Origin of the sequence: Streptomyces hygroscopicus subsp. hygroscopicus, from assembly GCF_030269125.1 — a bacterium.
Lineage (GTDB): Bacteria > Actinomycetota > Actinomycetes > Streptomycetales > Streptomycetaceae > Streptomyces > Streptomyces hygroscopicus_C.
The window spans coordinates 1-24,705 of record NZ_BSSM01000001.1 but is presented as its reverse complement, the minus strand read 5'-3'; the positions used below and the strand labels follow the sequence as shown (position 1 = coordinate 24,705).

The following is a 24,705-nucleotide window of genomic DNA, read 5'->3' as shown; positions in this document are numbered from 1 at the left end:
CGTGCGTCCCCTTTCGTCAGCGTCGTATCCGTCGCGGTCGTACGCCTCGTGGCGGCGTCGGCGGCCCTTCGCCGGTATCAGGCCCGTACGGCCCTCGTCGGGCCGTCGGACTCCGTACGGCGGTCTCGGTCCGCGCGACCTCGGATCTCGTCCGAAAGGGCGGGTGCCCAGCGTCGGGGGAGGCAAACAGCCCTGCTCAGCGGGGCAGCGCCCGGTCAAGGAAGCGCGTCACCTCCGCGAACGCCTCGTCCTTCACCGTCTCGTGGAACACCTCGTGCCGCGCCCCGGGGAAGATCCGCTCGGTGAGGTCGCCGCCGAGCCGCTCGACGCCGGGCCGGCTACCGGCCGACGGCACCAGTCGGTCGTCGGCCCCGTGCAGCCACAGCACGGGCAGATCCTCCACGTCGCCGCCCTCGGCGACGGCGTCCAGGGTCCGCGCGAACGCCTGGAGCGTGGCCCGCTTCATCGGACCGTGCCACACCAGCGGATCGGCGGCGTACGCGGCGCCCACCGCGGGATCGCGGGAGAGCGCGGACGGGCTGACCGGGGTGTCCGGGATCTCCGGCAGGGCCAGCAGCCGGCCCGGCAGCTCCCAGGCGCCGATCACCGGCCCGGAAAGGATCAGCGCGCCGAGTTCGGGGCGGTGGAGCTGGGCGTAACGGGCCGCGATCAGGCCGCCCATGGAGTGGCCGGCCAGGACCAGCGGCAGCCCGGGGTGCGCGGCGCGGGCGAGATCGGCCACGGAGCCCACATCGGCCACCACGTCCTCGAAGTCCTCGATCAGGACCCGCTCGCCCGCCGACCGGCCGTGCCCCATATGGTCGGGTGCGTACACGGCGGCCCCCTGCCCGGCGAGCACGGCGGCGAGCCCGTCGTACCGGCCCGCGTGCTCGCCGTACCCGTGCACCAGCAGGGCGAGGAAGCGAGGTGAGGGGTGGGGCCACTCGCGAACGGCGATTTCGCCGCGGGTGCCGTCGAGGAGGTGCGCGCGAACGTGGGGCATCTCTCCTCCAACTGCCTCGGTACGGTCCCGGAGGATCTTCCCAGGGGGCCGTTCCGGGGTCTATAGTCCAAAACTAGCAGTGCTAATTAAGTGCTGTCCCGGTCCGCTGATCCACACCGTCGTAGGTCAGGAGTCGAAGCCGTGCGTCCCGTCCACTTCGCGGCTGCCCGCCGCACCCCCATCGGCAAGCTGCGTGGCGCCCTCTCGTCCGTCCGGCCCGACGACCTCGCGGCGGCCGTGATCCGCCGGTTGGTCGCCGAGGTGCCCACGCTCGACCCCGCCAGGATCGACGACGTCTACTGGGGCGCCGCCAACCAGGCGGGCGAGGACAACCGCAACGTCGCCCGGATGGCCGCCCTGCTCGCCGGACTGCCCGAGTCCGTGCCCGGCGCCACCGTCAACCGGCTGTGCGCCTCCGGCCTCGAAGCCGTCACCACCGCCGCCCGTGCCATCGCCGCGGGCGAGGCCGACATCGTGATCGCCGGCGGTTCCGAGTCCATGAGCCGGGCCCCCTTCGTGCTGCCCCGCCCCGACGAGGCCCTGCCGCACCGCATGGAGACCTTCGACACCCGGCTCGGCTGGCGCCTGACCAACCCCGCGATGAAGGACCTGCACGGAGTGCTCGCCATGGGCGAGACCGCCGAGGAGGTCGCCACGCGCCACGGCATCACCCGCGAGCGGCAGGACGAGTTCGCGCTGCGCAGCCACCAGCTCGCCGCCGCCGCCCGCAAGGACGGCGTCTTCGACGACGAGATCCTGCCGATCGAGCGCCCCGACGGCGTCGTGGTCCGGCAGGACGAGTGCATCCGCGAGGACACCTCGCTGGAGAAGCTGGCCCGCCTCAAGCCGGTCTACCGCGCGGGCGGCACGGTCACCGCGGGCAACACCTCGCCGATGAACGACGGCGCCGCGGGGCTGCTCCTGGTCAGCGAGGAGGCGCTCGGCGAACTGGGCCTGGAGTCCCTCGGCCGGTATGTCGCCGGTGCCTCCGCGGGCGTCCACCCCGACGTCATGGGCATCGGGCCGGTGCCCGCCACCCGCAAGGCGCTCGCGCGGGCCGGCTGGGAGATCGGCGACCTCCAGGAGGCCGAGTTCAACGAGGCGTTCGCCGCGCAGGTCCTCGCCTGCGTCGACCAGCTCGGCATCGATCCCGGCCTGGTCAACCCCACCGGCGGCGCCCTCGCCCTCGGTCATCCCCTCGGCTCCTCCGGCGCCCGCATCCTCACCACCCTGCTGCACCGCATGCGCCGTACCGGCGCCGAGCGCGGGCTCGCCACCATGTGCGTGGGCGTGGGCCAGGGCAGCGCGGTGCTGGTCGAGCGGCGCTAGCGACCGTCCGACGAGGGATTCCCGCCGCGGGACCGGTCTCCGGAATCGATCTCCGGGGACCGGTCCCCGGGGTCGATCTCCCGGGAGAGATCTTCGAGGGAACGGTCTCGGAAGGATGGGCCTCTGAGGGAGAGGTCCCCGAGGAATGGTCCCGAGGAAAGGTCCCTGAGGGAAAGGTCCCTGAGGGAACGACAGTACGACCGGTTCGCACCCCGAGCCGCAGCAAGGAAACGGAGCCGCACTCCATGGCAACCCTGTCCGTCGCCGCCATCCTGGCCGAGAACGCCCGGCGCCGCCCCGCCCGCACCGCACTCGTGGAAGGGGAAAGGCGGCTGAGTTTCGGCGAGGCATGGCAAGCGGCGCTGGCCCAGGCGGGCGCGCTCACCGGCCTCGGCGTACGACCGGGCGACCGGGTCGCCCTCATGGCTCCGAACACCACGGAGTTCCCGCTCGCCTACTACGCCGTCGCCGCGGCCGGCGGTGTCGTGGTCCCCGTCCACCTGCTGCTGTCCGCGGGCGAGATCGAGCACGTGCTCAGGGACAGCGGTGCCCGGCTGCTCCTCGTCCACCCCGCGCAGGCCGAGACCGGACGGGCCGCCGCCGACGCGCTCGGCGTCCCCGTGGTCACCCTGGGCGGAGAGTTCGACCGGCTCGCCGCCGAGGCCGAGCCGCTGCCGACGTACGCCACCCGGGCCGCCGACGACCCGGCGGTGATCCTCTACACCAGCGGCACCACCGGCGTCCCCAAGGGCGCCGTGCTCACCCACTTCAACCTGGTGATGAACGCGACCGTCTGCGCGTTCGACGCCAACGACGTCCGCCCCGACGACATCGCCCTCGGCGCGCTGCCCCTCTTCCACGCCTTCGGGCAGACCGTCTCCCTGAACTCCACCTGGCGGGCGGGTGCCACGCTGGTGCTGCTGCCCCGCTTCGACGCGGCCCGCGCGATCGAGTTGATGGTGAAGGAGGACGTCAACACCTTCCACGGCGTGCCCACCATGTTCGTCGCGCTCGCGGCGGCCGCGGCGGAGGCCGATGTGCTGCCCGAACTGCGCGTGTGCATCTCCGGCGGGGCCTCGCTGCCGGTCGCCGTGCTGGAGCGGTTCGAGGCCGCGTTCGGCGCCCGGGTCTACGAGGGGTACGGGCTGTCGGAGACCTCCCCGACGGCCACCGTCAACCAGCCGGTCTTCGGCACCAGGGCCGGCACCATCGGGCACCCGCTGTGGGGCGTCGACGCGGAGATCGCGCGCGCCGAGGTGGAGGACCGTGTCGAACTGCTGCCGCCCGGCGAGCTGGGCGAGGTCGTCATCCGCGGCCACAACGTGTTCTCCGGCTACCTCGGCCGCCCGGAGGCCACCGCCGAGGCCCTCGTCGACGGCTGGTTCCGCACCGGCGACCTCGGCACCAAGGACGAGCAGGGCTTCCTCAAGATCGTCGACCGCAAGAAGGACGTCATCATCCGCGGTGGCTACAACGTCTATCCGCGCGAGGTCGAGGAGGTCCTGGTACGGCACCCCGCCGTCACCCAGGTCGCGGTCATCGGCCTGCCCGACGAGCTGCACGGCGAGGAGGTCTGCGCGATCGTCGTACCGGCCGAGGGCGGTGCCGCCGACGCCGCCGCGCTGATCGAGTGGTCCAAGGAGCACCTCGGCCGCCACAAGTACCCGCGGCGCGTGGAGTTCGCCGAGGAACTGCCGCTCGGGCCGAGCATGAAGGTCCTCAAGCGGGAGCTGCGGGCGCGGTACACGGGCTGACGGCCGGGGGTTCGTTCGCGGAGCCGATGCCCGCGCATAGCATCGGTCTCCGCATGAACATGATGACGCTCTGGCACCTGTCCGGCTGGGGGTTCGCCGCCCTCGCCCTCGCGGCCCTGCTCGTGGGCTTCTCCAAGACCGCGGTGAGCGGCGCCAACACGATCAGCCTCGCCGTCTTCGCGGCGATCCTGCCCGCCCGCGCGTCCACCGGCGTCCTGTTGCCCGTACTGATCGCCGGCGATGTGCTCGCCGTCCTCACCTACCGGCGGCACGCCCACTGGCCCACCCTGTGGCGGCTGTTCCCGGCGGTCGCGGCCGGCGTGGTGGCGGGCACGCTGTTCCTGATGTGGGCCGACGACGGGATCGTACGGACCTCCATCGGCGCGATCCTGCTGCTGATGACCGGTGTCACCCTCTGGCGCCGGCATCGCGAGAAGGCGGGCACGGACGACGCGCCGGACGCGGTGACGACCCCCTCGGGCCGCCTGAGGGCCCGTTCCTACGGCGTGCTCGGCGGCTTCACCACGATGGTCGCCAACGCGGGCGGCCCGGTGATGTCCCTGTACCTCCTCTCCGCCGGCTTCCGCAAAATGGGCTTCCTCGGCACCTCCGCCTTCTTCTTCCTCATCGTCAACGTCTCCAAGCTCCCCTTCAGCGCCGCCCTCGGCCTGATCGACACCCGCTCCCTCCTCCTCGACGCCGCCCTCGTGCTCTTCGTCGTCCCGGGCGCGTTCCTCGGCCGCTGGGCCGTACACCGCATCAACCAGCGGCTCTTCGAACAGCTGGTGATCGCGGCGACGGTGGCGGGCGGCCTGCAACTCCTGCTGGGCTAACTCCCGGCGGCGTCCTCGGCCGGCGTGTCGAGGAGGGCCAGCTCCTCCGCGGACAGCCGCAGGGCACCGGCCGCGATGTTCTCCGCGAGATGGGCCGGGTCGCGGGTGCCGGGGATGGCCAGCACATGCGGCCCGCGATGGAGGGTCCAGGCGAGCCGTATCTGAGCCGGTGTCGCCCCGTGGGCGCGGGCGACGGAGCGGACGCGCGCGTCGTGCCGCTGCTCCGCGGACGCCTCGCGCCGCAGGCCGGAGATGGCGAAGAACGGGACGAAGGCGATGCCCAGGCCCCCGCACAGTTCCACCAGGCCGGTCTCGTCGGCGCGGCGCCAGTCCAGGCCGTAGGAGTTCTGCACGCAGACCACGGGCGCGATGGCCAGGGCCTCGGTCACGTGCTCCGGGCGGACGTTCGAGAGCCCGAGGTGCCGGATCAGGCCCGCCCGGCGCAGCTCGGCCAGGGCGCCGAAGTGCTCGGCGACCGAGGCCGTGTCGGGTCCGTTGCGGCGCAGGTTCACCACGTCCAGGTGGTCCCGGCCGAGCTGGCGCAGGTTCTCCTCGACCTGGCCGCGCAACTGGTCGGGGCGGGCCATGGTGAGCCACTCGCCGGAGGGGTCGCGCCCCGGCCCCACCTTGGTCGCCACGACCACGTCGCCGCCCCAGGTGGACAGGGCGCGGTTGACGAGTTCGTTCGCGGAGCGCAGCGGCGAGAAGTAGAAGGCGGCCGTGTCGATGTGGTCGACCCCCTGCTCGAACGCGCTGTGCAGCAGGTTGACGGCGGCGGCGCGGTCGACGGGTGTGCCGTCGGAGTTCCCCATCATGCCGTTGCCCGTCAGCCGCATCGCGCCGTATCCGATGCGGTTCACCTCCAGATCCCCGAGCCGCCATGTACCTGCCGCCGCCGCTGTGTTCACCGTTCTCCTTCGGCCGTGGGTTCGTCGGACCCTGGAGTATGAGGCGGGTAGGGCGCACCGCGGCAGGGTGTCCGGCCGGGCGAAATGTCACATCCGCCGCGGGAACGATCCACGGTCGCCCGGCCGTTGACTCTGCGGAGAAGGCGCCCGCCCGCTCTGCCGGGAGTACACCGCCGGGGACGCGTTCTTCCGCGTCGCCGCCTGTCGTACGCTCACCCCCATGCCCTCACCCTCCCCTCGGCCCCCGCGGCGGCACGTCCTCGTCCTCGGCGGCACGGCCGAGGCCCGCCGCCTCGCCGCCGGTCTGGCCGCGCACCCCTCCGGCGTCCGGGTGACCACCTCGCTGGCCGGCCGCACCGCCCGGCCGGAGGCGGTGGCGGGGGAGTCGCGGATCGGTGGCTTCGGAGGAGCGGAGGGGCTCGCGGAGTGGCTGCGGGCGCACCGGGTGGACGCGCTGGTCGACGCCACCCACCCGTTCGCCGAGTCGATCACCGCGCACGCGGCACGCGCGGCGGTGGCCACCGGGGTACCGGCGATCGTGCTGCGCCGCCCCGGCTGGCGGCCGCTGCCCGGCGACCGCTGGTACGACGTCCCGTCCCTGGCCGCGGCCGCCGACGCGGTGCCCGGCCTGGGCGACCGGGTGTTCCTGACCACCGGGCGCCTGGGCCTCGCCGCCTTCGCGCACCTGACGGGCCAACACTTCCTGGTGCGCTCGGTGGAACGGCCGGACCCGCCACTGCCACCGCGCACCGAGATCGTCCTCGCGCGCGGCCCGTTCACCGTCGCCGGCGAACGCGAGCTGCTGCGGGCGCACCGCGTCGACGTCCTCGTCACCAAGGACAGCGGGGGCGAGGCCACGGCGGCGAAACTCACGGCGGCGCGGGAACTCGGACTGCCCGTGGTCGTCGTACGGCGGCCGGCGCTGCCCGCGGGGGTGACGGCCGTACCCGATGTGGAGGCCGTACTGCGCCGGCTGGCCCTCGTTCCGGAGGAAGACGGCTGAACCGAGGAACCGGCTGAACCGGCCTACCGCTCGCCGGGGTTCCTCCGCAGCAGATACGTGTCCATGATCCACCCCTTGCGCTCCCGGGCCTCCGCCCGCACCCGCTCGATCTCCGGCCCCGCCTCGGCGAGCGGCCCGGAGACGAGGATCTCGTCCGGGGTGCCTATGTAGGCGCCCCAGTAGATGTCCATGTCCTCGTCCGCGTAGTGCCGGAAGGCCTGGTGGGCGTCGAGCATCACGACCACGTCGTCCACCCCCTCCGGGAAGCCCTCGGCGAGCCGCCGCCCGGTGGTGATCTGCACGGGCCGGGCGACCCGGTTCAGGCCGGTGCGATGGCGGGCCACCAGCGCGGAGACACTGCTGACCCCGGGCACCACGTCGTACTCGAACGCGACCGCGCCCCGCGCCAGCACCTCGTCCAGGATGCCGAGCGTGCTGTCGTACAGCGCCGGATCGCCCCACACCAGGAACGCGCCGGTCTCGTCGTCGCCCATCTCCTCGGCGATCATCCGCTCGTAGATACCGGCGCGGGCGCTGCGCCAGTCCCCGACCGCGGGCGAATACGCCGACCCGCCCGCCTTGCGGTCCCGCTCCGGATCCCGGGCCTCGACCACCCGGTACGACCCCTCGGTCAGATGCGCGTCCAATATGTCCCGGCGCAACCGGGTGAGATCGCTCTTCGTCTCGCCCTTGTCGAGCAGGAAGAACACGTCCGTGCCGCGCAGCGCCCCGACCGCCTGGAGAGTCAGCTGCTCGGGGTCGCCCGCGCCGATACCGATGACATGAATCTTTCGCACGCCACCGAGTCTGCCGTATGCCACTGACAATGCGTCCACCGCCTCCACACGGACGGCGACAGCAGGGGGTCGCGAAGGTGTGGGGCGGGGCGGGACGGCGATCGCCCAGGGGCAGGGGCAGGGGCAGGGGCAGGGGCAGGGGCAGGGGCAGGGGCAGGGGCAGGGCAGGGGCAGGGGGACAGGTATCGGGTGGCGGGAACCGAGCCGAGCCGGGCGGTGTCCGCTCCCGTGCCCGGCGTGAACTCCTCCGGTTCCCGCACCCGTGTCAGCGGTGAGCCGGCAGGGCCCCGCGTCCGCGCAGGGGTACTCGGAACACCGCCCGCCTCCATTCGGGACCGAGCCGCCGTTGTGCCGGCGCCCGCGTCGACTTGTGGTGCCGGCACAGCACCGCGCCCGTGTCAGCCTTGAGCAGCCATGGGCCCCGCGCCCGCGCAGGGGCCTGTCGAAAGGGCCGGTGCTCGCCCCGGGGGCCTGCCTCGATGGGACCCCCGCCCCCCTCAGGGCCTGTCGGCACGACGCCCCCGCCCCCCTCAGGGCCTGTTGCACGGCGCCCCGCGTCCCTCAGGGCCTGTCGGCACGGCGCCCCGCACCGTTCCGCCGAAAGGGCCTCGTCATCCGTGTCAAGGGCATCGGCACCGCGGACGCGCACGTCAGGGCCCGAGTCTCGGCGACTCGGCCGCGGCGTCCACGGGGCCGCTTCCCGCCGCCACCCGCCCGGCCAGCTCCCGTGCCCACCGGACGACACCGGCGAGATCCATGCCGTACGGACGGTCCTCGTCCCTTTCCCGTTCCCAGTCCTCGACCGCGCCCGCGCCGCGGCGCAGCAGCCGTGCCCCGCCGACCGCGTTTCCCCGGGCCGCGTGCGTGAGACCCACCGACAACTGCGCGAGCCCCCGCCACAGGGCCCGCTCGTCCTCGGGCCCCGACTTCCAGGCGTCCTCGAACACCTCGTGCGCGTGGAACGGCCTGCCCGCGTCCAGCAACGACTGCGCCTCGGCGACCGTTGCCTCCGGCGCTCGTACGACGCCCTCCGGCTGCCGCGGCACGCCCTCCGCGCCGTACGGCAGCGGCCGCCCGAGCCCGTCCCGGGGCCGCGCGCTCCGCGCCCGCCCCTCCGCGTCCCGGTCCCGTCCCCCCGCTCCGCCCGCACTCGTCATACCGCCGATTCTCCCCCGACCCGCTCCGAGCCCCTTTCTGCGCACCCCCGCACGTGCGGTAAAGTTCTCTTCGCGCGATCACGCGGTTCACCGTGAGTCGGCGCAACGGGACGTGGCGCAGCTTGGTAGCGCACTTGACTGGGGGTCAAGGGGTCGCAGGTTCAAATCCTGTCGTCCCGACTCGGCAGAGTCGCGGTTCAGGGCCGGTTTCGGAGGAATCCGAAACCGGCTCCTGGCATTTCGGGCCGACGGTATCGGCCAGGACACGCCGACCGCCGGCCCGCGCGTTCACCGCCGGTGCCGCACGAAGCGGGGGCGCGGATGCCCGACTCCCCGCTGGAGCGCCCCTTGCCGCGCCCCCCGTTGTCACCATCCCGTCACAGGCGTCGGCCGGTGAAACCCGCCCCCGCGGTCCGCTATCTCCCTTGGCGTCAGCAGAACTTCGTAGCAGAGGATGCTCATGAAGCACCGTTACGTCTCCGCCGCCGTGGTCCTCGCCTCCGCCGCCGCGCTCGTCGCCACCGCGTGCGGGTCGTCCAGCGCCGCCCCGTACACGGCTACGGGCACCCCGACCGCCTCCGCCGGGACCGGGCCGGCCACGACCGGTGCGGCCGGGACTCCGGTCACGACGACCTGGAAGCCCTGCTACCTGCCCAAGGGGTACCAGCACTTCTTCAAGCTGGAATCCGCCAAGGACTCCCACGGAAAGACCGTCGTCCGCGTCACCCCGGAGACGTGCAAGGTGAACACGCGCGACGACGAGGACGTCGTCTACACCCCGACGGGGGCGGCCCGGTCGCTCGGATTCGCGTCGGGCGCCTCCGTCAAGGTCCTCAAGGAGACCACGACCGTGCAGGTCACGCCGAAGTGGCTGGTGAACCACAAGCTCACCAACACCCCGTACTTCTACTACCGCGTCAACGGCAAGAACCAGATCACCGCCATGCAGGAGATCTACCACCCGTAGACGTGTCCCCCGCCCGGCGGGCCGGTCGACGGACCGGGCCGCCGGGCGGTGTCACGCCGGCGGGCCGCATCGACCCGCGTCGGTGAGCGGATGGGCGGCGAGCGCGCTGTCCAGGCCGGGGAGGAGCCGGTCGAGCGCGGCGCGCTCGGTGTGCAGGAAGCTCACGGACGTCCCTTCCGTGGGCCGCGGCCCGGCGCGGGGCGCTCAGCCCGAGGTGACGAGCGGCAGCCGGGTGAAGGCCCGCAGGCTGACGCTGTCCCGGCGTACCGGGCGCCGGGCGTGGGCCAGCCCGGGAAAGCGGGCCAGCAACTGCCGTACCACCGCCGCGCCTTGGAGGCGCGCCAGCGCGGCGCCCGGACAGTAGTGCGCTCCCGCGCCGAAGCTGAGCACCCGGATGTCGGGACGCAGCACGTCGAAGGCGTCGGGATCCGGATGCCGGGCGGGGTCCCGGCCCGCGGCCGCGAGCACGGTGGTGATGTTGCCGCCCTGGGGGATGGCGACACCGCCCACGGTCAGCGGGCGGGTGGCGATCCGCTCCGTCATCCGTACGGGCGTGTCCCAACGCAGCGACTCCTCCACCGCGTTGGGTACCAGGGCCATGTCCTCGCGCAGCGGTTCCATCTGCTCGGGATGGCTGAGCAGGGCGTGCACGGTCAGGCCCAGCAGGCTGGTGGTCGTCTCGAACCCGGCCACGAACACCAGCAGCAGCATGTCCAGCAGTTCGTCCTCGCCGAGCCTGCCGTCGTCGGTCGCGCGCACCGCGAGCAGCGCGGAGACCAGATCGTCGGCGGGTGCGCGCCGGCGCAGGGCGACCAGCCGGGCGAAGTACCCGCGCAGGGCGGTCACGGCCTCGTCGGCGCGCTTCCAGTCCTCCTCGGTGCGCACCGGCTCCAGCAGTCGGCCGGCGTCCTGCCCGTGGTGGTGGAACCGGTCCTGGTCCCCGTGCGGCACTCCGATGAGATCGCCCACGACGGCCACGGGCAGCGGATATCCCACCAGTTCCTGGAAGTCGGCCGCGCCGCCGTCCCGGGTGGCGTCGGCGAACCGGTCGATGAGCCCGGCGGTGGTGGTCTCGATGCGCTTCGCCAGGACGGCGACCCGCCGGGCGCTGAACCGGTCGGCCACCAGCCGTCGCAGCCGCACGTGGTCGGTGCCGTTGGCGCGCAGCAGTGAGGAATAGAAGAACACGGCGGCCGGATGGTCCCGCCAGTTCGGCAGTTCCGTTTCGCACCAGGTGAGATCCGGAGTGAGGCAGGAAGGATCGCTCAGGACCTGCTGGCAGTCGGCGAACCGGGTCAGGAAGTAGGTGTCGAGTTCCTCGTGATAATAGACGGGGGCGATACGGCGCAGTTCGGCCAGTGCCGGATAGGGGTCTTCCTTTCCCTCGGCAGTGAACATCGACGAAAGCAGCGTTTCCGCATCCACCGTTGTGGCCTTTCCGGCCATCCGGTCCGTGAGCGGAGTGGCACGCCGCCAGTATGTCTCCCGACTGGTCCGGCTGCCATACTGGTGAATTCTCCGGCCAATTATGATGCACCTCTGGCCGGATCCGATGAGAGGCTCAAAAAATGCGCCCTCTTCACCACCCCGGAGTGCGACCGGGTGGTGAAGAGGGCCGAATTAATAATTCATATGAGTTGGATTTATCCCTTGCTTGAGCCGAGTGTCAGCCCGTTGACGAACTGCCGCTGGAGCGCGAAGTACACGAGCAGGGTCGGGACCGCGGTCAGCAGCGATCCCGCGGCGACGAGGTTGGGATCGGTGAAGTACTGCCCGGACAGGTTGTTCAGGGCCGAGGTGATCGGCATGTTCGCGCCGGTCGAGATCAGCACCAGGGCCCAGAAGAAGTCGTTGTATATCCAGATGGACAGCAGGGTGGCCAGGGCCGCCATCGCCGGCCTGCACGGCGGCAGCGTGATCCCGGCCTTGCCGATCATGTCGAACGCCTTCTTCTGCAACGGCGAGCAGGCGGAGGTGTCCGCCTTGTCGGAGACGGCGACCACGCTCGAGTCGGTCTTCAGGTACAGCTCCTCGGTCGCCGGGGTGCCCTCAACAGGGCGGCGCACGGCGGGAGTCGTCTTGCCCGAAACGGGACCGTCGGCGCCGGGTGGCCATGTGCCCGCCTGTCCTGCCTGCCCGGGGTTTGTGCTGACATCCTGACCTAGGAGTGTGGCTATGTCTGGACAAAGTATTGACAGGGGTCCCGACGAGGACTTGGATCGCGTCCCGACGCAACCAGCGCCCTTCCCGTCGCACGCACAGTGAGGTGCAAGGAACGATGGATCGCTCTTCTCGCTCGGGTTCGCGCAGACCGGTGTCGCTGATCGCGGTGGCCGCCGCCGCGGGCAAGGCGGACACTCCCCGGATGACCGTCGCCCTCGTCACGCACCAGGCGCCCGGCGACACCTTCTGGGACACCGTCCGCAAGGGCGCGGAGGCGGCCGCCGCCAAGGACGACGTCAGGCTCGTCTACTCGGCCGACCCGAACGCGGGAAACCAGGCGAACCTGGTGCAGAACGCGGTCGACCAGAAGGTCGACGGCATCGCCGTCACCCTGGCCAAGCCCGACGCGCTCAAGACCGCGATCGGCAGGGCGGAGCACGCGGACATCCCGGTGGTGGGCCTGAACTCCGGACTGGCCGACTGGAAGAGGCTCGGGCTTCTGGAGTTCTTCGGCCAGGACGAGAGCGTGGCAGGCGAGGCGTTCGGGAACAAGCTCGCCGGGGCCGGCGCCAAGAAGGTCGTCTGCGTCGTCCACGAGCAGGGGAACGTCGGCCTCACCCAGCGCTGCGACGGGCTGACGAAGACCTTCAGGGGCACCACCGAGACGCTGTACGTCAACGGCACCGACATGCCCTCCGTACGGGCGACCGTCACGGCGAAGCCGAAGCAGGACCCCTCGATCGACACCGTCGTCACCCTCGGTGCTCCGTTCGCCGCCACCGCGGTGCAGTCCGTGGGCGATGCGGGTAGCAAGGCCGAGGTGGCCACCTTCGACCTGGACAAGGACCTCGTGAAGGCCGTGCGGAACGGCAGCGTCGAGTTCGCCGTGGACCAGCAGCCGTACCTCCGGGGCTATCTGGCGGTCGACGCGCTCTGGCTCTACAAGAACAACGGCAACTACAGCGGTGGCGGCGTCGAACCGGTGCTCACCGGCCCGGCCTTCGTCGACAGGTCGAACGTCGGCGAGGTGGCCGGGTTCGCCGCCAAGGGGACCCGGTGACGAGCGAGGGCGGCCGGGTCGTCGGCACACCGCGGGCGCCCGGCCCCGAGAGCGGCCGGAAGGACGGCCGTACGGCCCGCCGCCCGCCCGTCCCGCGGCTGCCGGCCCGGCCCGAGGTGGGCGTCCTCCTCGGCGCCCTCGCCGTCCTGGTCTTCTTCCTGATCGCCGCGCCCTCGGTCCGCCAGGGCGACTCGATGGCCACGGTCCTCTGCCAGTCCTCCACCATCGGCATCATGGCGCTGCCGGTGGCCCTGCTGATGATCGGCGGCGAGTTCGACCTCTCGTCCGGGGTCGCCGTGATCACCTCGGCGCTCACCGCGAGCAGCTTCGGCCAGGCGAAGAAGATCTTCGCCTCCTCCTTCGGCGTCGGCGGCGTCCAGGTGAAGATCACCGTCGTGTGGTGGCTGGTCTACGCGGCCCTCGTCACCTGGCTGCTGCTGCGCACCAGGTACGGCAACGGGGTCTTCGCCGTCGGCGGCAGCCAGGACAGTGCCCGCGCGGTCGGCGTCCCGGTGTTCACCAAGATCACACTGTTCATGCTGGTCGGCTTCGGCGCCTGGTTCGTCGGCATGCACAACCTGTTCTCCTTCGACACGGTGCAGTCCGGCGAGGGCGTCGGCAACGAGCTGATCTACATCGCCGCGGCCGTCATCGGAGGCTGCCTGCTCACCGGCGGCCAGGGCAGCGCGATCGGCCCGCTCTTCGGCGCCTTCATGTTCGGCATGGTCAACCAGGGCATCGTGTACGCCGGGTGGAACCCCGACTGGTTCAAGGCCTTCCTCGGCGTGATGCCGCTCGGCGCCGTCCTGATCAATCTGTGGGTACAGCGCACGGCGACCGGAGGCAACCGATGAACGACAACGCGGCCGGCGCCCACGGCGCCGTCCTCGCCGACACACCGTCCCCCGGGGACGTCCCGCTGGTCGAGCTGCGCCGGGCGGGCAAGTCCTACGGCGACGTCCGCGCCCTGCACGGCGTCGACCTCACGGTGCGGGCGGGCCGGGTGACCTGCGTGCTCGGTGACAACGGGGCCGGCAAGTCCACCCTCATCAAGATCATCTCCGGGCTGCACCGGCACACCGAGGGCGAATTCCTCGTCGACGGCCGCCCGGTGCGTTTCGGCACCCCGCGCGAGGCGCTCGACCAGGGCATCGCCGCGGTCTACCAGGACCTCGCGACCGTCCCCCTGATGCCGGTGTGGCGGAACTTCTTCCTCGGCTCCGAGCTGACCCGGGGCCCCTGGCCGCTGCGCCGCCTGGACATCGCCCGCATGAAGGAGACGGCCGACCGGGAACTGCGCCGCATGGGCATCGTCCTGGACGACCTGGAGCAGCCCGTCGGCACTCTCTCGGGCGGCCAGCGCCAGTGCGTGGCCATCGCCCGTGCCGTCCACTTCGGCGCCCGCGTCCTCATCCTGGACGAACCGACCGCGGCGCTCGGCGTCACACAGTCCGGGATGGTGCTCACGTACATCGCCGCCGCCCGGGAACGCGGCCTCGGCGTCCTCTTCATCACCCACAACCCCCACCACGCCTACATGGTGGGCGACCACTTCAGCGTGCTGCGCCTCGGCACCCTGGAACTGTCCGCCGACCGCGGCGACATCACCCTCGACGAGCTGACCGACCACATGGCCGGCGGCGCCGAACTCGCGGCGCTCAAGCACGAACTGGCCCAGGTGCGCGGCGTGGACGTGGACGAGCTGCCCGAGGACTTCAGCGACACCTCTCCCGACGCCGAAGGGAACACCTGATCATGCCGCACGCCCTCGACCGCATCCGGGTCGGCTCCGCCCCCGACTCCTGGGGCGTCTGGTTCCCCGACGATCCCCTCCAGGTGCCCTGGGACCGCTTCCTGGACGAGGTCGCCGAGGCCGGCTACGAGTGGATCGAACTGGGCCCCTACGGCTACCTCCCCACCGATCCCGCGCGGCTCACCGACGAGGTGGCCCGCCGCGGCCTCAAGGTCTCCGCGGGCACCGTCTTCACGGGACTGCACCGGGGACCCGCGGTCTGGGCGGATACCTGGGCGCACGTCCGCCGGGTCGCCGCGCTCACCCAGGCGATGGGCGCCCGGCACCTCGTGGTGATCCCGTCCTTCTGGCGCGACGACAAGACCGCCGAGATCCTGGAGCCGTCCGAGCTGACGGCCGAGCAGTGGGGGCACCTCGCCCGGGGTACGGAGCGCCTGGGCCGCGAGGTGAAGGAGACCTACGGCCTCGACATCGTGGTCCACCCCCACGCCGACACCCACATCGACACCGAGGCCCACGTCGAACGCTTCCTCGACGCGACGGACCCCGGCATCGTCGGGCTCTGCCTGGACACCGGCCACTATTCCTACTGCGGGGGTGACAGCGTCAGACTGATCGAGAGGTACGGCGAGCGTCTCGGCTACCTGCACCTGAAGCAGGTCGACCCGGGGATCCTCGCCGAGGTGGTCGCGAACGGGGTGCCGTTCGGGCCCGCCGTGCAGCGCGGCGTCATGTGCGAACCTCCGCACGGCGTACCGGCGTTGGGGCCGGTCCTGGAGGCGGCGCAGAAACTGGGAGTGGAGCTGTTCGCCATCGTGGAGCAGGACATGTATCCGTGCGAGCCGGAGAAGCCGCTGCCGATCGCCGTGCGGACGCGGCGGTTTCTCCGGTCCTGCGGGGCGTGATGGTCACGGACCGCGCCGAACGCGTGCCGGACCGGCCCGCGATCCCGCCGGCCCAGTCCGGCGTCCCGCCCGAGCGCCTCGACGACGTGCGGGCGTTCCTCGACCGCCTCACTCGGTGGGCCACGACCCGCGGGGACATCGTCGGCCTTCTCCTCGTCGGCTCGTACGCACGCGGGGCCGCGCGCCCCGCATCCGACGTCGATGTCGTCCTGCTCACGACGGACCCGGCGCCCTACGTCACCGGGGCCTGGACCTCCGGTGACGCCGGCGTCGACCGGGCCGGTGCACTCGGCCTCGGCCGACCGGTCCGCACCCGCGTGTGGGGCCCCGTCACCGAGCGGCGCTTCGCCCTCGCCCGCGGCCCGGAGGTCGAGTTCGGCATCGGCACCCCGCGGTGGGCCCGGACCGACCCGGTCGACCCCGGCACCCGCCGCGTCGTCGCCGACGGCGCGCTCCCCCTGTACGACCCCCTGGGCGTACTCGCCGAGCTGGTCCTGCGCTGCCGGCCGTGACGCCGGACGTCCGGGCGTCGTTCCTGCGCAACCCTGACGGATTCGGGCCGGGCCCGGCCGGGAACCTACCGGAGGCACGCGGGCGTTGTAGAGGTGAACGGGGGCGCCCGCGCAGACGGGAGGACGAGATGACACACCGCACGGAACCCCGGAACACGGCACAGGACACGGCCGACGCGGCTGCCCTGCGCCGGGACCGCTTCGGCACCCTGCCCGAGCGGATACGTCCCGAGGACACGGTCGAGACGACGCCGGCGACCCTGCCGGACCCGGCCCGCGACCGGTATCACGCGGACGAATGGCTGGTGCGGTACTGCGGCTGACGAAGCCGCCGGTACCGCCGTCGAGGGTCAGGCCTGCCGCACTTCCGCGATCGTCACCGGACGGTGCTCGGTCCGGGAGAGCGTGCAGGCCTCCGCGATCCAGCCCGCCTCCAGGGCGTCCTCGACGGTGCACGGGGACGGCCTGGTGCCGGCCACGACCTCGGTGAACGCGGCGAGTTCGGCGCGGTAGGCGTCGGCGAAGCGGTCCATGAAGAAGGCGTGCGGTGTCCCGGACGGGAAGGCGGCCCCGGGCTCGGCCGAACGCAGCGGCAGCTTGTCGTCCAGGCCCACCGCGAGTGCGTCGGCGAAGCCGTGCAGGTCCATACGGACGTCGTAACCCCGGCCGTTGTGGCGGGAGTTGGAGACCACCGCGATGGTGCCGTCGTCCAGCGTGAGGACCGCCCCGACGGTGTCGGCGTCACCCGCCTGCTCGATGTAGGCGGCGCCCCGGTTGCCGCCGACCGCGTACGCCTCGGTGACCTCGCGGCCCGTCACCCAGCGGATGACGTCGAAGTCGTGCACGGAGCAGTCCCGGAAGATGCCACCGGAGGCGGCGACGTACGCGGCCGGCGGCGGCGCCGGGTCCAGCGTCGTACAGCGCACGGTGTGCAGCGGGCCCAGTTCACCCGAGCGTACGGCGGCCCGCGCGGCGGCGAAGCCCGTGTCGAACCGGCGGTTGTAGCCGATCTGGATCGGCACCCCGCTGCAGCGCACGGAGTCGCGCACCGCCACGCCCTCCGCCATGGTGCGGGCCACCGGCTTCTCGCAGAAGACCGGGACACCCGCCTCCACACCGGCCCGGATCAGCGCGGGATGGGCGTCCGTGGCCGCCGCGACCACCAGCGCGTCCACCCCGGCGGCCAGCAGCTCCTGCGGCGAGTCCGCGATCTCCGCCCCGAACCGCCGGGCCGCCGCCTCGGCGGCGTCCGGATACGGATCGGCGACCACGAGCGATTCGACGGCGTCGAGGCCGAAGAGGGTCTCGGCGTGGAAGGCGCCGATGCGGCCGAGGCCGAGGATTCCGATGCGCATGGGTGGTGCCGCTCCTAACGGTTGCGGGGTTCCGAGGGTTCCGAGGGAATTCCGGACGACGTGCCCGTGGAGCCCGCCCCCGGACGGACCCAGCCGCCGGTCGCCGCGGACTCGGCCATCGCGTCCAGGACGACCGCGCCGCGCACCGCGTCCGCGAGCGTCGCGCCGTACGGCGTGTCCTCGGCGATGGAGCGCACGAACCGGTAGGCCTCGACGACCTTCAGATCGTCGTAGCCCATCGCGTTGGCCGCGCCCGGCTGGAACGCGGCGAACTCACCGGCGCCGGGCCCGACATGGACCGTGCTCACCGGCTGGTCCTGGTAGGACGTGCCCCGGCTGACCGCGAGTTCGTTCATCCGCCGGAAGTCCCAGAACACCGCGCCCCGGGTGCCGTGCACCTCGAAGCCGTAGGCGTTCTGCTCGCCGACCGAGACCCGGCAGGCCTCCAGGACGCCCCGGGCGCCGGAGGCGAAGCGCAGCAGGCAGCCGACGTAGTCCTCGTTCTCGACCGGGCCGCGCTCGCCGCCCGGGGCGAGGGCGTGACCCGTGGTGGCGCCGCTCGGGCGGGCGCGTTCGGGGACGAAGACCGCGGTGTCGGCGGTGAGCGCGCTGATCTCGCCGAGCAGGAAGCGCGCCAGGTCGGCGCCGTGTGAGGCCAGATCGCCGAGCACCCCGCTGCCGCCGCGCTCGCGCTCGTAGCGCCAGGTCAGGGCGGCGTCCGGGTGGGCGGCGTAGTCGCTGAAGAGCCGGATGCGCGCATGGGTGACGGCGCCGATCCCGCCCGACGCGATCAGGTCGCGGGCGGCCTCCACGGCGGGCGCGTTGCGGTAGTTGAAGCCGACCGCGCCCTGCACCCCCGCCTTCGCGACCGCGTCCGCGACCGCGCGCGCGTCCCCGGCGCCGAGGCCCACCGGTTTCTCGATCCAGAGGTGCTTGCCGGCCTCGGCCATGGCCACCCCGATCCGGCGGTGCAGGAAGTTCGGCGCGGTGACGCTGACCGCCCGCACGCGCGGATCGGCGGCGACGTCGCGCCAGTCGCGGGTCGCGGTGGCGAATCCGTACCGCTCGGCGGCCTCCTCGGCCAGCCCCGGCAACTCCTCGGCGACCGCGACCAGCCTCGGCCGCAGCGGGAGTCGGGGATAGTGGTGGGGGAGGCGGGCGTACGCGCGGGTGTGGACCCGGCCCATCCAGCCGAAGCCGACGACGGCCACACCCAGCTCCTCCGTCATGACAGCACCTCTCGGCCGCGCGGTTTGGACCGGTCCATCCCCATGTTCCAGCCACCTTTGTCCGGACATGGCGAGGCTGTCAACCGTTTGACAGCCCGATACACCCCATGGATCGGTCCATCCCATGAGACCGCCGACCGTCCGTGACGTCGCCGAACGGGCCGGGGTGTCGAAATCGCTGGTCTCGCTGGCGCTACGGGGCTCGGGGCCGGTGCGCCCGGAGAAGCGGGAGGCCGTGCGGCGGGCCGTGCGCGGGCTGGGGCACCGGCCCGACGCGGCCGCCCGCAGCCTCAGCGAACAGCGCACCCGCACGGTCGGCGTCCTCCTGGACGACCTGCGCGACCCCTGGTTCGTGGACCTGCTCGACGGCCTCAACCCGCCGCTGCACGCGGCCGGGCCGCGCATGCTGCTCGCCGACGCCCGGCTGGACCGGCGCCACGGCCACGACCTCTCGGAACCCTTCCTCGACCTGGGCGTCGGCGGACTGGTGGTGGTCGGCGCGGTCCCGGACGCGGGTGCGCTCGGCGCGCTCGGCCACCGGACGCCGGTGGTGGTGGCGGGGACGCGCGAACCGCGGCCGGACGGTGTGGACGTGATCGCCGGGGACGACGAGCGGGGCGCCCGGCTCGCCGCGGAGCACCTGCTCGGGCTCGGACACCGCCGGATCGCGCACCTCGCGGGCCACGGCGCCGTCGGCGAGTCGCGCCGGCGCGGCTTCGAGGCGGCGACGCGGGCCCGGGGCGCAGAAGCGCTGGTCGAGCCCGGGGACCTGACCGAGGAGGGCGGGTACCGGGGCACCGTACGGCTCCTCGGCCGCGCCGAGCGGCCCACGGCGCTGTTCGCCGTCAACGACATGGCGTCCGTCGGCGCGCTGTCGGCCGCGGAGGAACTGGGGCTGAGGGTCCCACGCGACCCGTCCGTCGTCGGTTACGACAACACGAGCATCTCCCGGCTCCGCCACGTCTGGCTGACGACGGTCGACACCGCCCCGCACGAGGCGGGCCGACGCGCCGCCCAGTGCCTCCTGGACCGCTTGGCCCGGCCGGGGGCGCCGGGGCGGCGGCGTCTGGCGGCGCCGACCCTGGAGATCAGGGGGACGACGACACCGCCGGACCTCAGAGACTGATCGCGTACGCCTTGCGCAGCGTCTCGTGCACGGTCCACGTCGTACGGTCGCCCGCGCGCAGCACCGCCATGTCACCCGGCCCGACCCGCAGGGTCGGACCGTCCTCGAAGTCGATCGTCGCCGAGCCGCTGACCACGACGAACAGCTCGTCGGCCTCGGTGTCGGTGACCACCCCCGGGGTGATCTGCCAGATGCCGCGGATCTGCCGGCCGTCCGCCGACTCCCAGACCACCTTTCCGGTGACCTCGGGGTTCCCGGAGACGATCTGCTCCGGTGCGAGGGGCTCGGGTTCGAGCTCGGCGTCGGGGATGTGGAGCGCGAAGCTGTGCGTCATGGGCCGACCCTAACGGGGGCCGGGCCACCGCCGCCGTTGACAGAGTGTGGGGCATCGGGCCCGGTCGGCGGACACTTCGTCGGGCCGCGCGGACTGGCGGGGGCGCGCGGCGGGGGTGATCGTGGGAGACATGGCCGACTCGACCGCGGCGGAACCCGCCGGGCACCTGGCGGGCGGGCCGTACCCCGGCGGGCACAGCACCCGGGAGGCGCTCCTGTTCGGCGGGGTCTACGGCGCCGTCCTCGCCAGCTCGATGGTCGCCGCCCTCACCCGGTACAGCGCCACCACCCCCGCGAGCCGCCGCTACGACGCCCTCTGGCTGGTGGTGACCGCCCTCGCCTCCGCCCTGGCCCACGGCTACGCCCACTACATCGCCGAGCGCGCCCCGCACCGCCGCTGGGACGGCCTGCGCGCCCTGCGCAACGAGTGGCCGCTGGTCGTGGCCGTACTGCCGACGGTCTTCCTGCTCGCGGGCTCGGGCTGGGGGTGGTGGCCGGCGAAGGGCGTCGAGTACCCCGCCTTCACCCTGAACATCCTCATCCTCTTCACCCTCGGCCTGACCACCGCCCGCCAGGCGGCCCGTTCCTGGCCCGCCGCCGTCCTCATGGGCCTCGGCGACGCCCTCCTCGGCCTGGTCGTGGTCCTGGCCAACGCCCTCATCAAGTGACCCCACCCCCGGCGTCCCCGGGCACCCGCGCGCATACGGTAGGGTTGACCTGTGTGATCACGCGGAACACCGTGTGAGCCGCAACGGGACGTGGCGCAGCTTGGTAGCGCACTTGACTGGGGGTCAAGGGGTCGCAGGTTCAAATCCTGTCGTCCCGACGTGCGAAGTCGCAGGTCAGGGGATTTTCTGTCTGGCGATGCGATGGCGTCGACGTGAGGCTCTCAGGAGTTCTCACAGTGGCCCGCGCCTGACCCCGTCAGGCGCGGGCCACTGTTGTGTGTGGTCGGGGTGCTACACCGGCATGCAGGCCGCAGCCGCGATCGTGGGACACCTGACAGGACGCCTTCCTGCACTGGCAGGCCGCCGACCGGCAGCGGATCAGGGTGCCGGAAGCATGTTGGCTGACCAAGGTCGTGACGAACCCGTGCCTCGACCAGCTCCGCTCGCGAGACCGCCGGGATCCTCGACATCACCGAGTCCGCAAGCCGGCAGCACCTCCACCGGGCCCGACGCCGCATCAGCGCCGCGCGCCGTGGCGGGGAAGCCGACCCGGCAGCCGCCCGCCGGATCGTCGAGGAATTCCTCGCCGCCGCCTCCTCTGGCCGCACCGAACGTCTGGTGGCGCTGCTCACCGACGACGCGACCGCGATCTCCGACTCCCACGGCGCCGGCCCGGCCGCGAGGCTGCTGCGGTACGACACGCCGCGGCGCGTCACCGCCGTCGCACGGGCCGGATTCAGAGCACACCGCGAAACGGCGGATCGCCGGCGGCGCGCCCCCCGTCCACCACGCGGTCGTCAACGGCGGGCCGGCCGTCCTCTTCCTGCTCGGCGACGGGGTCGTCGGCGTGGTGACGTTCGACGTCGCGGACGGCGGGATCGCAACCGTGCGCGGCATCGCCGTCCCCACCCGCCTCGTCCGCCTCACCGAAGCCCGGCGGCAGCTCGGAACGGACCCGTCGCCCGTCACCCGGTGGTGACCTGACGCCGGCTGCGGCCGGCGAGCCTCGACGGGAGCGATGTCGCGCAGCAGCAGGTGCTCGGCGGGGACCGCCTCGCGCGGGCGGTCGGGAGGCCCGCCCACCGGTACATCGGGTGGCGGGCGGGAAGGCCGACCGTCCGGTCCGCCGGTCTCAGGAGGTGCGAGGAGTCACCAGGCCGGATTCGTAGGCGAGAACGACGAGTTGGGCGCGGTCGCGGGCATGGAGTTTGGTCATGGCCCGGTTGACGTGGGTTTTCGCGGTGAGGGGGCTGATCACCATCCGGTCGGCGATCTCGTCGTTGGTCAGACCTCGCGCGACCAGGCACACAGCCTCGCGTTCGCGGTTCGTCAACTCATCGAGCCCGACACCGGTGTCGAGCGGCTGGCTGACGTACCGGTCGATCAGTCGCCGGGTGATCGACGGTGCGAGCAGTGCGTCGCCGCGTGCGGCGACGCGTACGGAGTGCAGGAAGTCCTCAGGCTCGATGTCCTTGACGAGGAATCCGGCTGCCCCGGCGCGCAGGGCGTTGAAGACGTGTTCGTCGAGGCCGTAGTTGGTCAGGATGACGACGTGCACCCCGGACAGGGCCGGGTCCGCGGCGATGCGGCGGGTCGCCTCGATGCCGTCGACGACCGGCATCTGGATGTCGATCAGCGCGATGTCGGGAAGGTGCCGCCTGGCCAGTGCCAGGGCGTCGCTTCCGTTGGCGGCCTCGGCCACCACCTGGATGTCGTCCTCGATGTCGAGGAGCGCGCGGAATCCGCTGCGGATGAGCGGCTGGTCGTCGACCAGCAGGACGCGGATCATGTCGTTCGCTCCACGGGCAGTTCGGCGTGTACGGAGAAGCCGCCCTCGGTGCGCGGCGCCGCCCGCAGGCGACCGCCGAGGGCGGTGACCCGTTCGCGCATCCCGAGCAGCCCGACTCCGGGCACGGGCGTGGTGTCCGAGGTGGCCGGGCCGTCGTCGTCGACCTGGATGACGAGTGCGTGGGGACGGTAGGTGATCCGGACCGAGGCCGTCGCGGCGGCGGCGTGGCGGGCGACGTTGGTCAGCGACTCCTGGACGATCCGGTAGGCGGTCCGGTCCACCGCGGCGGGCAGGGTGAGAGGTCGGCCCTCGATCGTCAGTCCGGCGTTCAGGCCGGTCGCCCGGGTCCGTTCCACGAGGTCCGGGACGTGGGCGAGCCCGTGCGGAGGGCTCTTGCCGTCGTCGCGCAGCACATCGAGGGTCGCGCGCAGTTCCCGGGCCGCTTCGCGGCCGGCGTCCCGGATCGCCAGCAGGGCCTCCGGCACCTGTTCACCCCGCTTGCCGGCCAGGTGGACGGCGACCTCGGCCTGCACCTTGATGACGGAGATCTGGTGGGTGAGCGAGTCGTGCAGTTCCCGTGCGATGTGCAGCCGTTCCTCGTCGGCGCGGCGCCGCGCGGTCTCCTCGCGGGTCCGCTCGGCCTCGTCCGCCCGGCGCTCGGCCTGGCGGAGCGCTTCCCCCGCCGCGCCGGCGGCGATCAGCCAGGCCAGTTGGAGGACGTCCCGGGTCTGCTTGAACGCGTCGGCCACGGGCCAGTGGTGCGGAGAGACCACGAGCGCCGGCGGAATGACGGCCAGCATGATCGCCGAGCACGCCACGGTGGCGACGCGGTGTCCGGCCCGCATCGCGGCGTACACCGCGAACAGGTACGCGACCGCGGGGACGTCGAAGCCGACGGCTTGGTAGCCCAGCGCGCAGGCCGCGGTCACGGCGAGCACCAGGACCGGAGCCCGGCGGCGCGCGGCCAGAGCAAGGCCGTCGGCCACCAGCGCCGCGTAGCCGAGCGGGTCGGCAGGAGAGGGGGGGTGCTGCCGGGACACCCCGGCGATCAGCAGGCTCCCGGCCATGCCGACGGCGATCGCCCAGTCGCCGACGCCGATCCGTTCCCTCCGCCCCCTGCCCATGCGTGCACCCTAGCCGGGAGGTCGACGGGGCGGCTCCTGCGCGCGGATGACCGGGCGACTACTGCTCTCGCGGTACGTCCGCGGCCCCTGCGGCGTTCGCGGCAGTCGGTTGCGGTATCGGCGGCAGGGCCGATCGTCTGCGCCCGCAGGACGACCGGCGGCCGTCCGGCGGACATGATCGGGCGATGTCCCTCGTGGAAAGAGAAGGAGCGCCTGATGCCTCTCCGTCATCTGATCGTCGCGCCGGCGGCCGCGCATGCCTCCGTCCAACCGCTTGCCGCCGCCGGAGCGTCCGCCGTGACCCCTGAGCGGATCTGGGCGGTCACGGCCGCACTCCTGGCGCTGGCCGGTGTGGTCGTCGGCGGGCTGGCGCTGTTCCGCCGCACCGGTCGCACCGGCCGCCTCGCCGGAGGAACGGGTTCCGTTGCCGCCCTGGCCGCGGGGCTGATCGCGGTGGTCAATGGCGGGCTGGTGGTGGTGACCGCCGATGGTGGCCTCGGCACCGGCAACGGGATCGCCGGTGGCTACGTCGCCCTGGCGCTGGGCCTGGTCGCCATGACGCTCGGTGGACTCGCGCTGGCCCCCTCCAGGCGCGACGGGCACCGCCCCTGAGCCGCCGTGGCCCGCGACGCCACCCCGATGCGGACGCCGCGGGTCAGGGGCCGCAGGTTCGAATCCTGCCGTCCCGACGGGTAAAGCGGCGGGTCGAGGGCCGGCTTCGACCCACCGTCGAAGCCGGCCCTCGACCTGTTTCCGGTGACCGGCGAGGACGCGGACGATCCGGGTCCGCGTCCTCACCGGTCGCCTCTCCGGCTCAGTCGTCGTTGGGGGTGGTGGGGAGTTTGGACTGGATGAGGTCCATGACGCTGGAGTCGGTGAGGGTGGTGACGTCGCCGAGTTGGCGGTTTTCCGCGACGTCGCGGAGGAGTCGGCGCAT

The 24,705-nt window shown here is 72.7% G+C and carries 24 protein-coding genes, 2 tRNA genes and 2 pseudogenes; 17 read left to right on the top strand and 11 right to left on the bottom strand.

Going from position 1 to position 24,705, the window contains the following annotated elements:
* Positions 1-196: 196 nt before the first annotated feature.
* Positions 197-1,003 carry an alpha/beta hydrolase gene (locus QSK45_RS00140; RefSeq protein ID WP_285551976.1) on the bottom strand — a complete coding sequence of 269 codons (807 nt, stop codon included), beginning with the start codon at positions 1,001-1,003 and terminating at the stop codon, positions 197-199.
* A 141-nt stretch (positions 1,004-1,144) separates the two neighbouring features.
* Here QSK45_RS00140 and QSK45_RS00135 point away from each other — a divergent pair, with 141 nt between their 5' ends.
* The 3 genes from QSK45_RS00135 to QSK45_RS00125 all read left to right on the top strand — a co-directional run bounded on the left by QSK45_RS00135 (position 1,145) and on the right by QSK45_RS00125 (position 4,919).
* Positions 1,145-2,332 (top strand): thiolase family protein, encoded by a 1,188-nt coding sequence (locus tag QSK45_RS00135; RefSeq protein WP_285551975.1) that lies wholly within the window; start codon positions 1,145-1,147, stop codon positions 2,330-2,332.
* Between the two features lie 245 nt (positions 2,333-2,577).
* Positions 2,578-4,086: a long-chain-fatty-acid--CoA ligase gene (locus QSK45_RS00130; protein WP_285551974.1), complete on the top strand. Its 1,509-nt coding sequence runs from the start codon at positions 2,578-2,580 to the stop codon at positions 4,084-4,086.
* A 53-nt stretch (positions 4,087-4,139) separates the two neighbouring features.
* Positions 4,140-4,919, top strand: coding sequence for a sulfite exporter TauE/SafE family protein (locus tag QSK45_RS00125; RefSeq protein ID WP_285551973.1), 780 nt, complete (start codon positions 4,140-4,142; stop codon positions 4,917-4,919).
* On the opposite strand, the gene QSK45_RS00120 is transcribed toward QSK45_RS00125, so the two are convergent.
* A complete protein-coding gene (locus tag QSK45_RS00120; protein ID WP_285551972.1) occupies positions 4,916-5,827 on the bottom strand; it encodes an aldo/keto reductase in 912 nt (303 codons plus the stop codon). The genes QSK45_RS00125 and QSK45_RS00120 overlap by 4 nt on opposite strands.
* Before the next feature lie 220 nt (positions 5,828-6,047).
* Between QSK45_RS00120 and QSK45_RS00115 the strand changes: the two genes are divergently transcribed.
* Entirely contained in the window at positions 6,048-6,830 is a 783-nt protein-coding gene (locus tag QSK45_RS00115) for a cobalt-precorrin-6A reductase (RefSeq protein ID WP_285551970.1), read from the top strand.
* 23 nt (positions 6,831-6,853) lie between these two features.
* Here QSK45_RS00115 and cobF read toward each other — a convergent pair whose 3' ends face one another.
* Positions 6,854-7,627, bottom strand: a complete 774-nt coding sequence (gene cobF / locus QSK45_RS00110; protein WP_285551968.1) for a precorrin-6A synthase (deacetylating) — start codon at positions 7,625-7,627, stop codon at positions 6,854-6,856.
* A gap of 650 nt (positions 7,628-8,277) precedes the next feature.
* On the bottom strand, positions 8,278-8,784 hold the full coding sequence (locus tag QSK45_RS00105) for a DUF309 domain-containing protein (protein WP_285551966.1): 507 nt from the start codon (positions 8,782-8,784) through the stop codon (positions 8,278-8,280).
* Positions 8,785-8,890: 106 nt separating this feature from the next.
* Here QSK45_RS00105 and QSK45_RS00100 point away from each other — a divergent pair.
* Together QSK45_RS00100 and QSK45_RS00095 are read left to right on the top strand one after the other, a co-directional pair.
* A tRNA-Pro gene (locus QSK45_RS00100) sits at positions 8,891-8,964 on the top strand.
* A gap of 280 nt (positions 8,965-9,244) precedes the next feature.
* Positions 9,245-9,751, top strand: a complete 507-nt coding sequence (locus tag QSK45_RS00095; RefSeq protein WP_285551965.1) for a hypothetical protein — start codon at positions 9,245-9,247, stop codon at positions 9,749-9,751.
* A gap of 204 nt (positions 9,752-9,955) precedes the next feature.
* On the opposite strand, the gene QSK45_RS00090 is transcribed toward QSK45_RS00095, so the two are convergent.
* On the bottom strand, positions 9,956-11,149 hold the full coding sequence (locus tag QSK45_RS00090) for a cytochrome P450 (RefSeq protein ID WP_285551963.1): 1,194 nt from the start codon (positions 11,147-11,149) through the stop codon (positions 9,956-9,958).
* Positions 11,150-11,394: 245 nt separating this feature from the next.
* Positions 11,395-11,670 (bottom strand): annotated as a pseudogene (locus QSK45_RS00085) (carbohydrate ABC transporter permease); the annotation flags it as partial.
* 359 nt (positions 11,671-12,029) lie between these two features.
* Between QSK45_RS00085 and QSK45_RS00080 the strand changes: the two are divergent.
* The 6 genes from QSK45_RS00080 to QSK45_RS00055 all read left to right on the top strand — a co-directional run bounded on the left by QSK45_RS00080 (position 12,030) and on the right by QSK45_RS00055 (position 16,467).
* Positions 12,030-12,974 (top strand): substrate-binding domain-containing protein, encoded by a 945-nt coding sequence (locus tag QSK45_RS00080; protein ID WP_285551960.1) that lies wholly within the window; start codon positions 12,030-12,032, stop codon positions 12,972-12,974.
* Entirely contained in the window at positions 12,971-13,828 is an 858-nt protein-coding gene (locus QSK45_RS00075) for an ABC transporter permease (protein WP_285551959.1), read from the top strand. The genes QSK45_RS00080 and QSK45_RS00075 overlap by 4 nt, the downstream gene beginning before the upstream one ends.
* Positions 13,825-14,727 carry an ATP-binding cassette domain-containing protein gene (locus tag QSK45_RS00070; RefSeq protein WP_285551957.1) on the top strand — a complete coding sequence of 301 codons (903 nt, stop codon included), beginning with the start codon at positions 13,825-13,827 and terminating at the stop codon, positions 14,725-14,727. The genes QSK45_RS00075 and QSK45_RS00070 overlap by 4 nt, the downstream gene beginning before the upstream one ends.
* A gap of 2 nt (positions 14,728-14,729) precedes the next feature.
* A complete protein-coding gene (locus QSK45_RS00065; protein ID WP_285551956.1) occupies positions 14,730-15,632 on the top strand; it encodes a sugar phosphate isomerase/epimerase family protein in 903 nt (300 codons plus the stop codon).
* Positions 15,632-16,144: a nucleotidyltransferase domain-containing protein gene (locus QSK45_RS00060; RefSeq protein ID WP_285553335.1), complete on the top strand. Its 513-nt coding sequence runs from the start codon at positions 15,632-15,634 to the stop codon at positions 16,142-16,144. Before QSK45_RS00065 ends, QSK45_RS00060 begins: the two co-directional genes overlap by 1 nt.
* 128 nt (positions 16,145-16,272) lie before the next feature.
* Positions 16,273-16,467, top strand: a complete 195-nt coding sequence (locus QSK45_RS00055; protein WP_285551955.1) for a hypothetical protein — start codon at positions 16,273-16,275, stop codon at positions 16,465-16,467.
* Between the two features lie 27 nt (positions 16,468-16,494).
* On the opposite strand, the gene QSK45_RS00050 is transcribed toward QSK45_RS00055, so the two are convergent.
* Positions 16,495-17,499 (bottom strand): Gfo/Idh/MocA family protein, encoded by a 1,005-nt coding sequence (locus QSK45_RS00050; protein WP_285551953.1) that lies wholly within the window; start codon positions 17,497-17,499, stop codon positions 16,495-16,497.
* A gap of 14 nt (positions 17,500-17,513) precedes the next feature.
* Positions 17,514-18,728, bottom strand: coding sequence for a Gfo/Idh/MocA family protein (locus QSK45_RS00045; RefSeq protein WP_285551951.1), 1,215 nt, complete (start codon positions 18,726-18,728; stop codon positions 17,514-17,516).
* Between the two features lie 124 nt (positions 18,729-18,852).
* On the opposite strand from QSK45_RS00045, the gene QSK45_RS00040 reads away from it, so the two are divergent.
* The gene (locus QSK45_RS00040; protein WP_285551949.1) at positions 18,853-19,854 is read left to right on the top strand and encodes a LacI family DNA-binding transcriptional regulator; all 1,002 of its coding nucleotides are present in this window, start codon (positions 18,853-18,855) and stop codon (positions 19,852-19,854) included.
* Here QSK45_RS00040 and QSK45_RS00035 read toward each other — a convergent pair.
* Positions 19,844-20,188, bottom strand: coding sequence for a cupin domain-containing protein (locus QSK45_RS00035; protein WP_285551947.1), 345 nt, complete (start codon positions 20,186-20,188; stop codon positions 19,844-19,846). The genes QSK45_RS00040 and QSK45_RS00035 overlap by 11 nt on opposite strands.
* Positions 20,189-20,318: 130 nt before the next feature.
* On the opposite strand from QSK45_RS00035, the gene QSK45_RS00030 reads away from it, so the two are divergent.
* The 3 genes and pseudogenes from QSK45_RS00030 to QSK45_RS00020 form a co-directional block, all read left to right on the top strand.
* Entirely contained in the window at positions 20,319-20,855 is a 537-nt protein-coding gene (locus QSK45_RS00030; protein ID WP_285551944.1) for a hypothetical protein, read from the top strand.
* An 84-nt stretch (positions 20,856-20,939) separates the two neighbouring features.
* Positions 20,940-21,013, top strand: a tRNA-Pro gene (locus tag QSK45_RS00025).
* A 177-nt stretch (positions 21,014-21,190) separates the two neighbouring features.
* Positions 21,191-21,834: pseudogene (locus tag QSK45_RS00020) on the top strand (sigma-70 family RNA polymerase sigma factor family protein); the annotation flags it as partial.
* A 153-nt stretch (positions 21,835-21,987) separates the two neighbouring features.
* On the opposite strand, the gene QSK45_RS00015 reads toward QSK45_RS00020, so the two are convergent.
* Both QSK45_RS00015 and QSK45_RS00010 read right to left on the bottom strand, forming a co-directional pair.
* Positions 21,988-22,644: a response regulator gene (locus QSK45_RS00015; protein ID WP_285551942.1), complete on the bottom strand. Its 657-nt coding sequence runs from the start codon at positions 22,642-22,644 to the stop codon at positions 21,988-21,990.
* Positions 22,641-23,768 (bottom strand): sensor histidine kinase, encoded by a 1,128-nt coding sequence (locus QSK45_RS00010; RefSeq protein ID WP_285551941.1) that lies wholly within the window; start codon positions 23,766-23,768, stop codon positions 22,641-22,643. The genes QSK45_RS00015 and QSK45_RS00010 overlap by 4 nt, the downstream gene beginning before the upstream one ends.
* 216 nt (positions 23,769-23,984) lie before the next feature.
* On the opposite strand from QSK45_RS00010, the gene QSK45_RS00005 reads away from it, so the two are divergent.
* Positions 23,985-24,380, top strand: a complete 396-nt coding sequence (locus tag QSK45_RS00005; protein ID WP_285551940.1) for a DUF6223 family protein — start codon at positions 23,985-23,987, stop codon at positions 24,378-24,380.
* Positions 24,381-24,705 lie beyond the last annotated feature (325 nt).

Coding starts and splice junctions, on each gene's coding strand:
- QSK45_RS00035 (WP_285551947.1), bottom strand. CDS start 20,188: ATGACGCACAGCTTCGCGCTCCACATCCCCGACGCCGAGCTCGAACCC.
- QSK45_RS00095 (WP_285551965.1), top strand. CDS start 9,245: ATGAAGCACCGTTACGTCTCCGCCGCCGTGGTCCTCGCCTCCGCCGCC.
- QSK45_RS00070 (WP_285551957.1), top strand. CDS start 13,825: ATGAACGACAACGCGGCCGGCGCCCACGGCGCCGTCCTCGCCGACACA.
- QSK45_RS00050 (WP_285551953.1), bottom strand. CDS start 17,499: ATGCGCATCGGAATCCTCGGCCTCGGCCGCATCGGCGCCTTCCACGCC.
- QSK45_RS00140 (WP_285551976.1), bottom strand. CDS start 1,003: ATGCCCCACGTTCGCGCGCACCTCCTCGACGGCACCCGCGGCGAAATC.
- QSK45_RS00105 (WP_285551966.1), bottom strand. CDS start 8,784: ATGACGAGTGCGGGCGGAGCGGGGGGACGGGACCGGGACGCGGAGGGG.
- QSK45_RS00005 (WP_285551940.1), top strand. CDS start 23,985: ATGCCTCTCCGTCATCTGATCGTCGCGCCGGCGGCCGCGCATGCCTCC.
- QSK45_RS00125 (WP_285551973.1), top strand. CDS start 4,140: ATGAACATGATGACGCTCTGGCACCTGTCCGGCTGGGGGTTCGCCGCC.
- QSK45_RS00015 (WP_285551942.1), bottom strand. CDS start 22,644: ATGATCCGCGTCCTGCTGGTCGACGACCAGCCGCTCATCCGCAGCGGA.
- QSK45_RS00115 (WP_285551970.1), top strand. CDS start 6,048: ATGCCCTCACCCTCCCCTCGGCCCCCGCGGCGGCACGTCCTCGTCCTC.
- QSK45_RS00090 (WP_285551963.1), bottom strand. CDS start 11,149: ATGTTCACTGCCGAGGGAAAGGAAGACCCCTATCCGGCACTGGCCGAA.
- QSK45_RS00060 (WP_285553335.1), top strand. CDS start 15,632: ATGGTCACGGACCGCGCCGAACGCGTGCCGGACCGGCCCGCGATCCCG.
- QSK45_RS00045 (WP_285551951.1), bottom strand. CDS start 18,728: ATGACGGAGGAGCTGGGTGTGGCCGTCGTCGGCTTCGGCTGGATGGGC.
- QSK45_RS00055 (WP_285551955.1), top strand. CDS start 16,273: ATGACACACCGCACGGAACCCCGGAACACGGCACAGGACACGGCCGAC.
- QSK45_RS00080 (WP_285551960.1), top strand. CDS start 12,030: ATGGATCGCTCTTCTCGCTCGGGTTCGCGCAGACCGGTGTCGCTGATC.
- QSK45_RS00030 (WP_285551944.1), top strand. CDS start 20,319: ATGGCCGACTCGACCGCGGCGGAACCCGCCGGGCACCTGGCGGGCGGG.
- QSK45_RS00040 (WP_285551949.1), top strand. CDS start 18,853: ATGAGACCGCCGACCGTCCGTGACGTCGCCGAACGGGCCGGGGTGTCG.
- QSK45_RS00010 (WP_285551941.1), bottom strand. CDS start 23,768: ATGGGCAGGGGGCGGAGGGAACGGATCGGCGTCGGCGACTGGGCGATC.
- QSK45_RS00130 (WP_285551974.1), top strand. CDS start 2,578: ATGGCAACCCTGTCCGTCGCCGCCATCCTGGCCGAGAACGCCCGGCGC.
- QSK45_RS00065 (WP_285551956.1), top strand. CDS start 14,730: ATGCCGCACGCCCTCGACCGCATCCGGGTCGGCTCCGCCCCCGACTCC.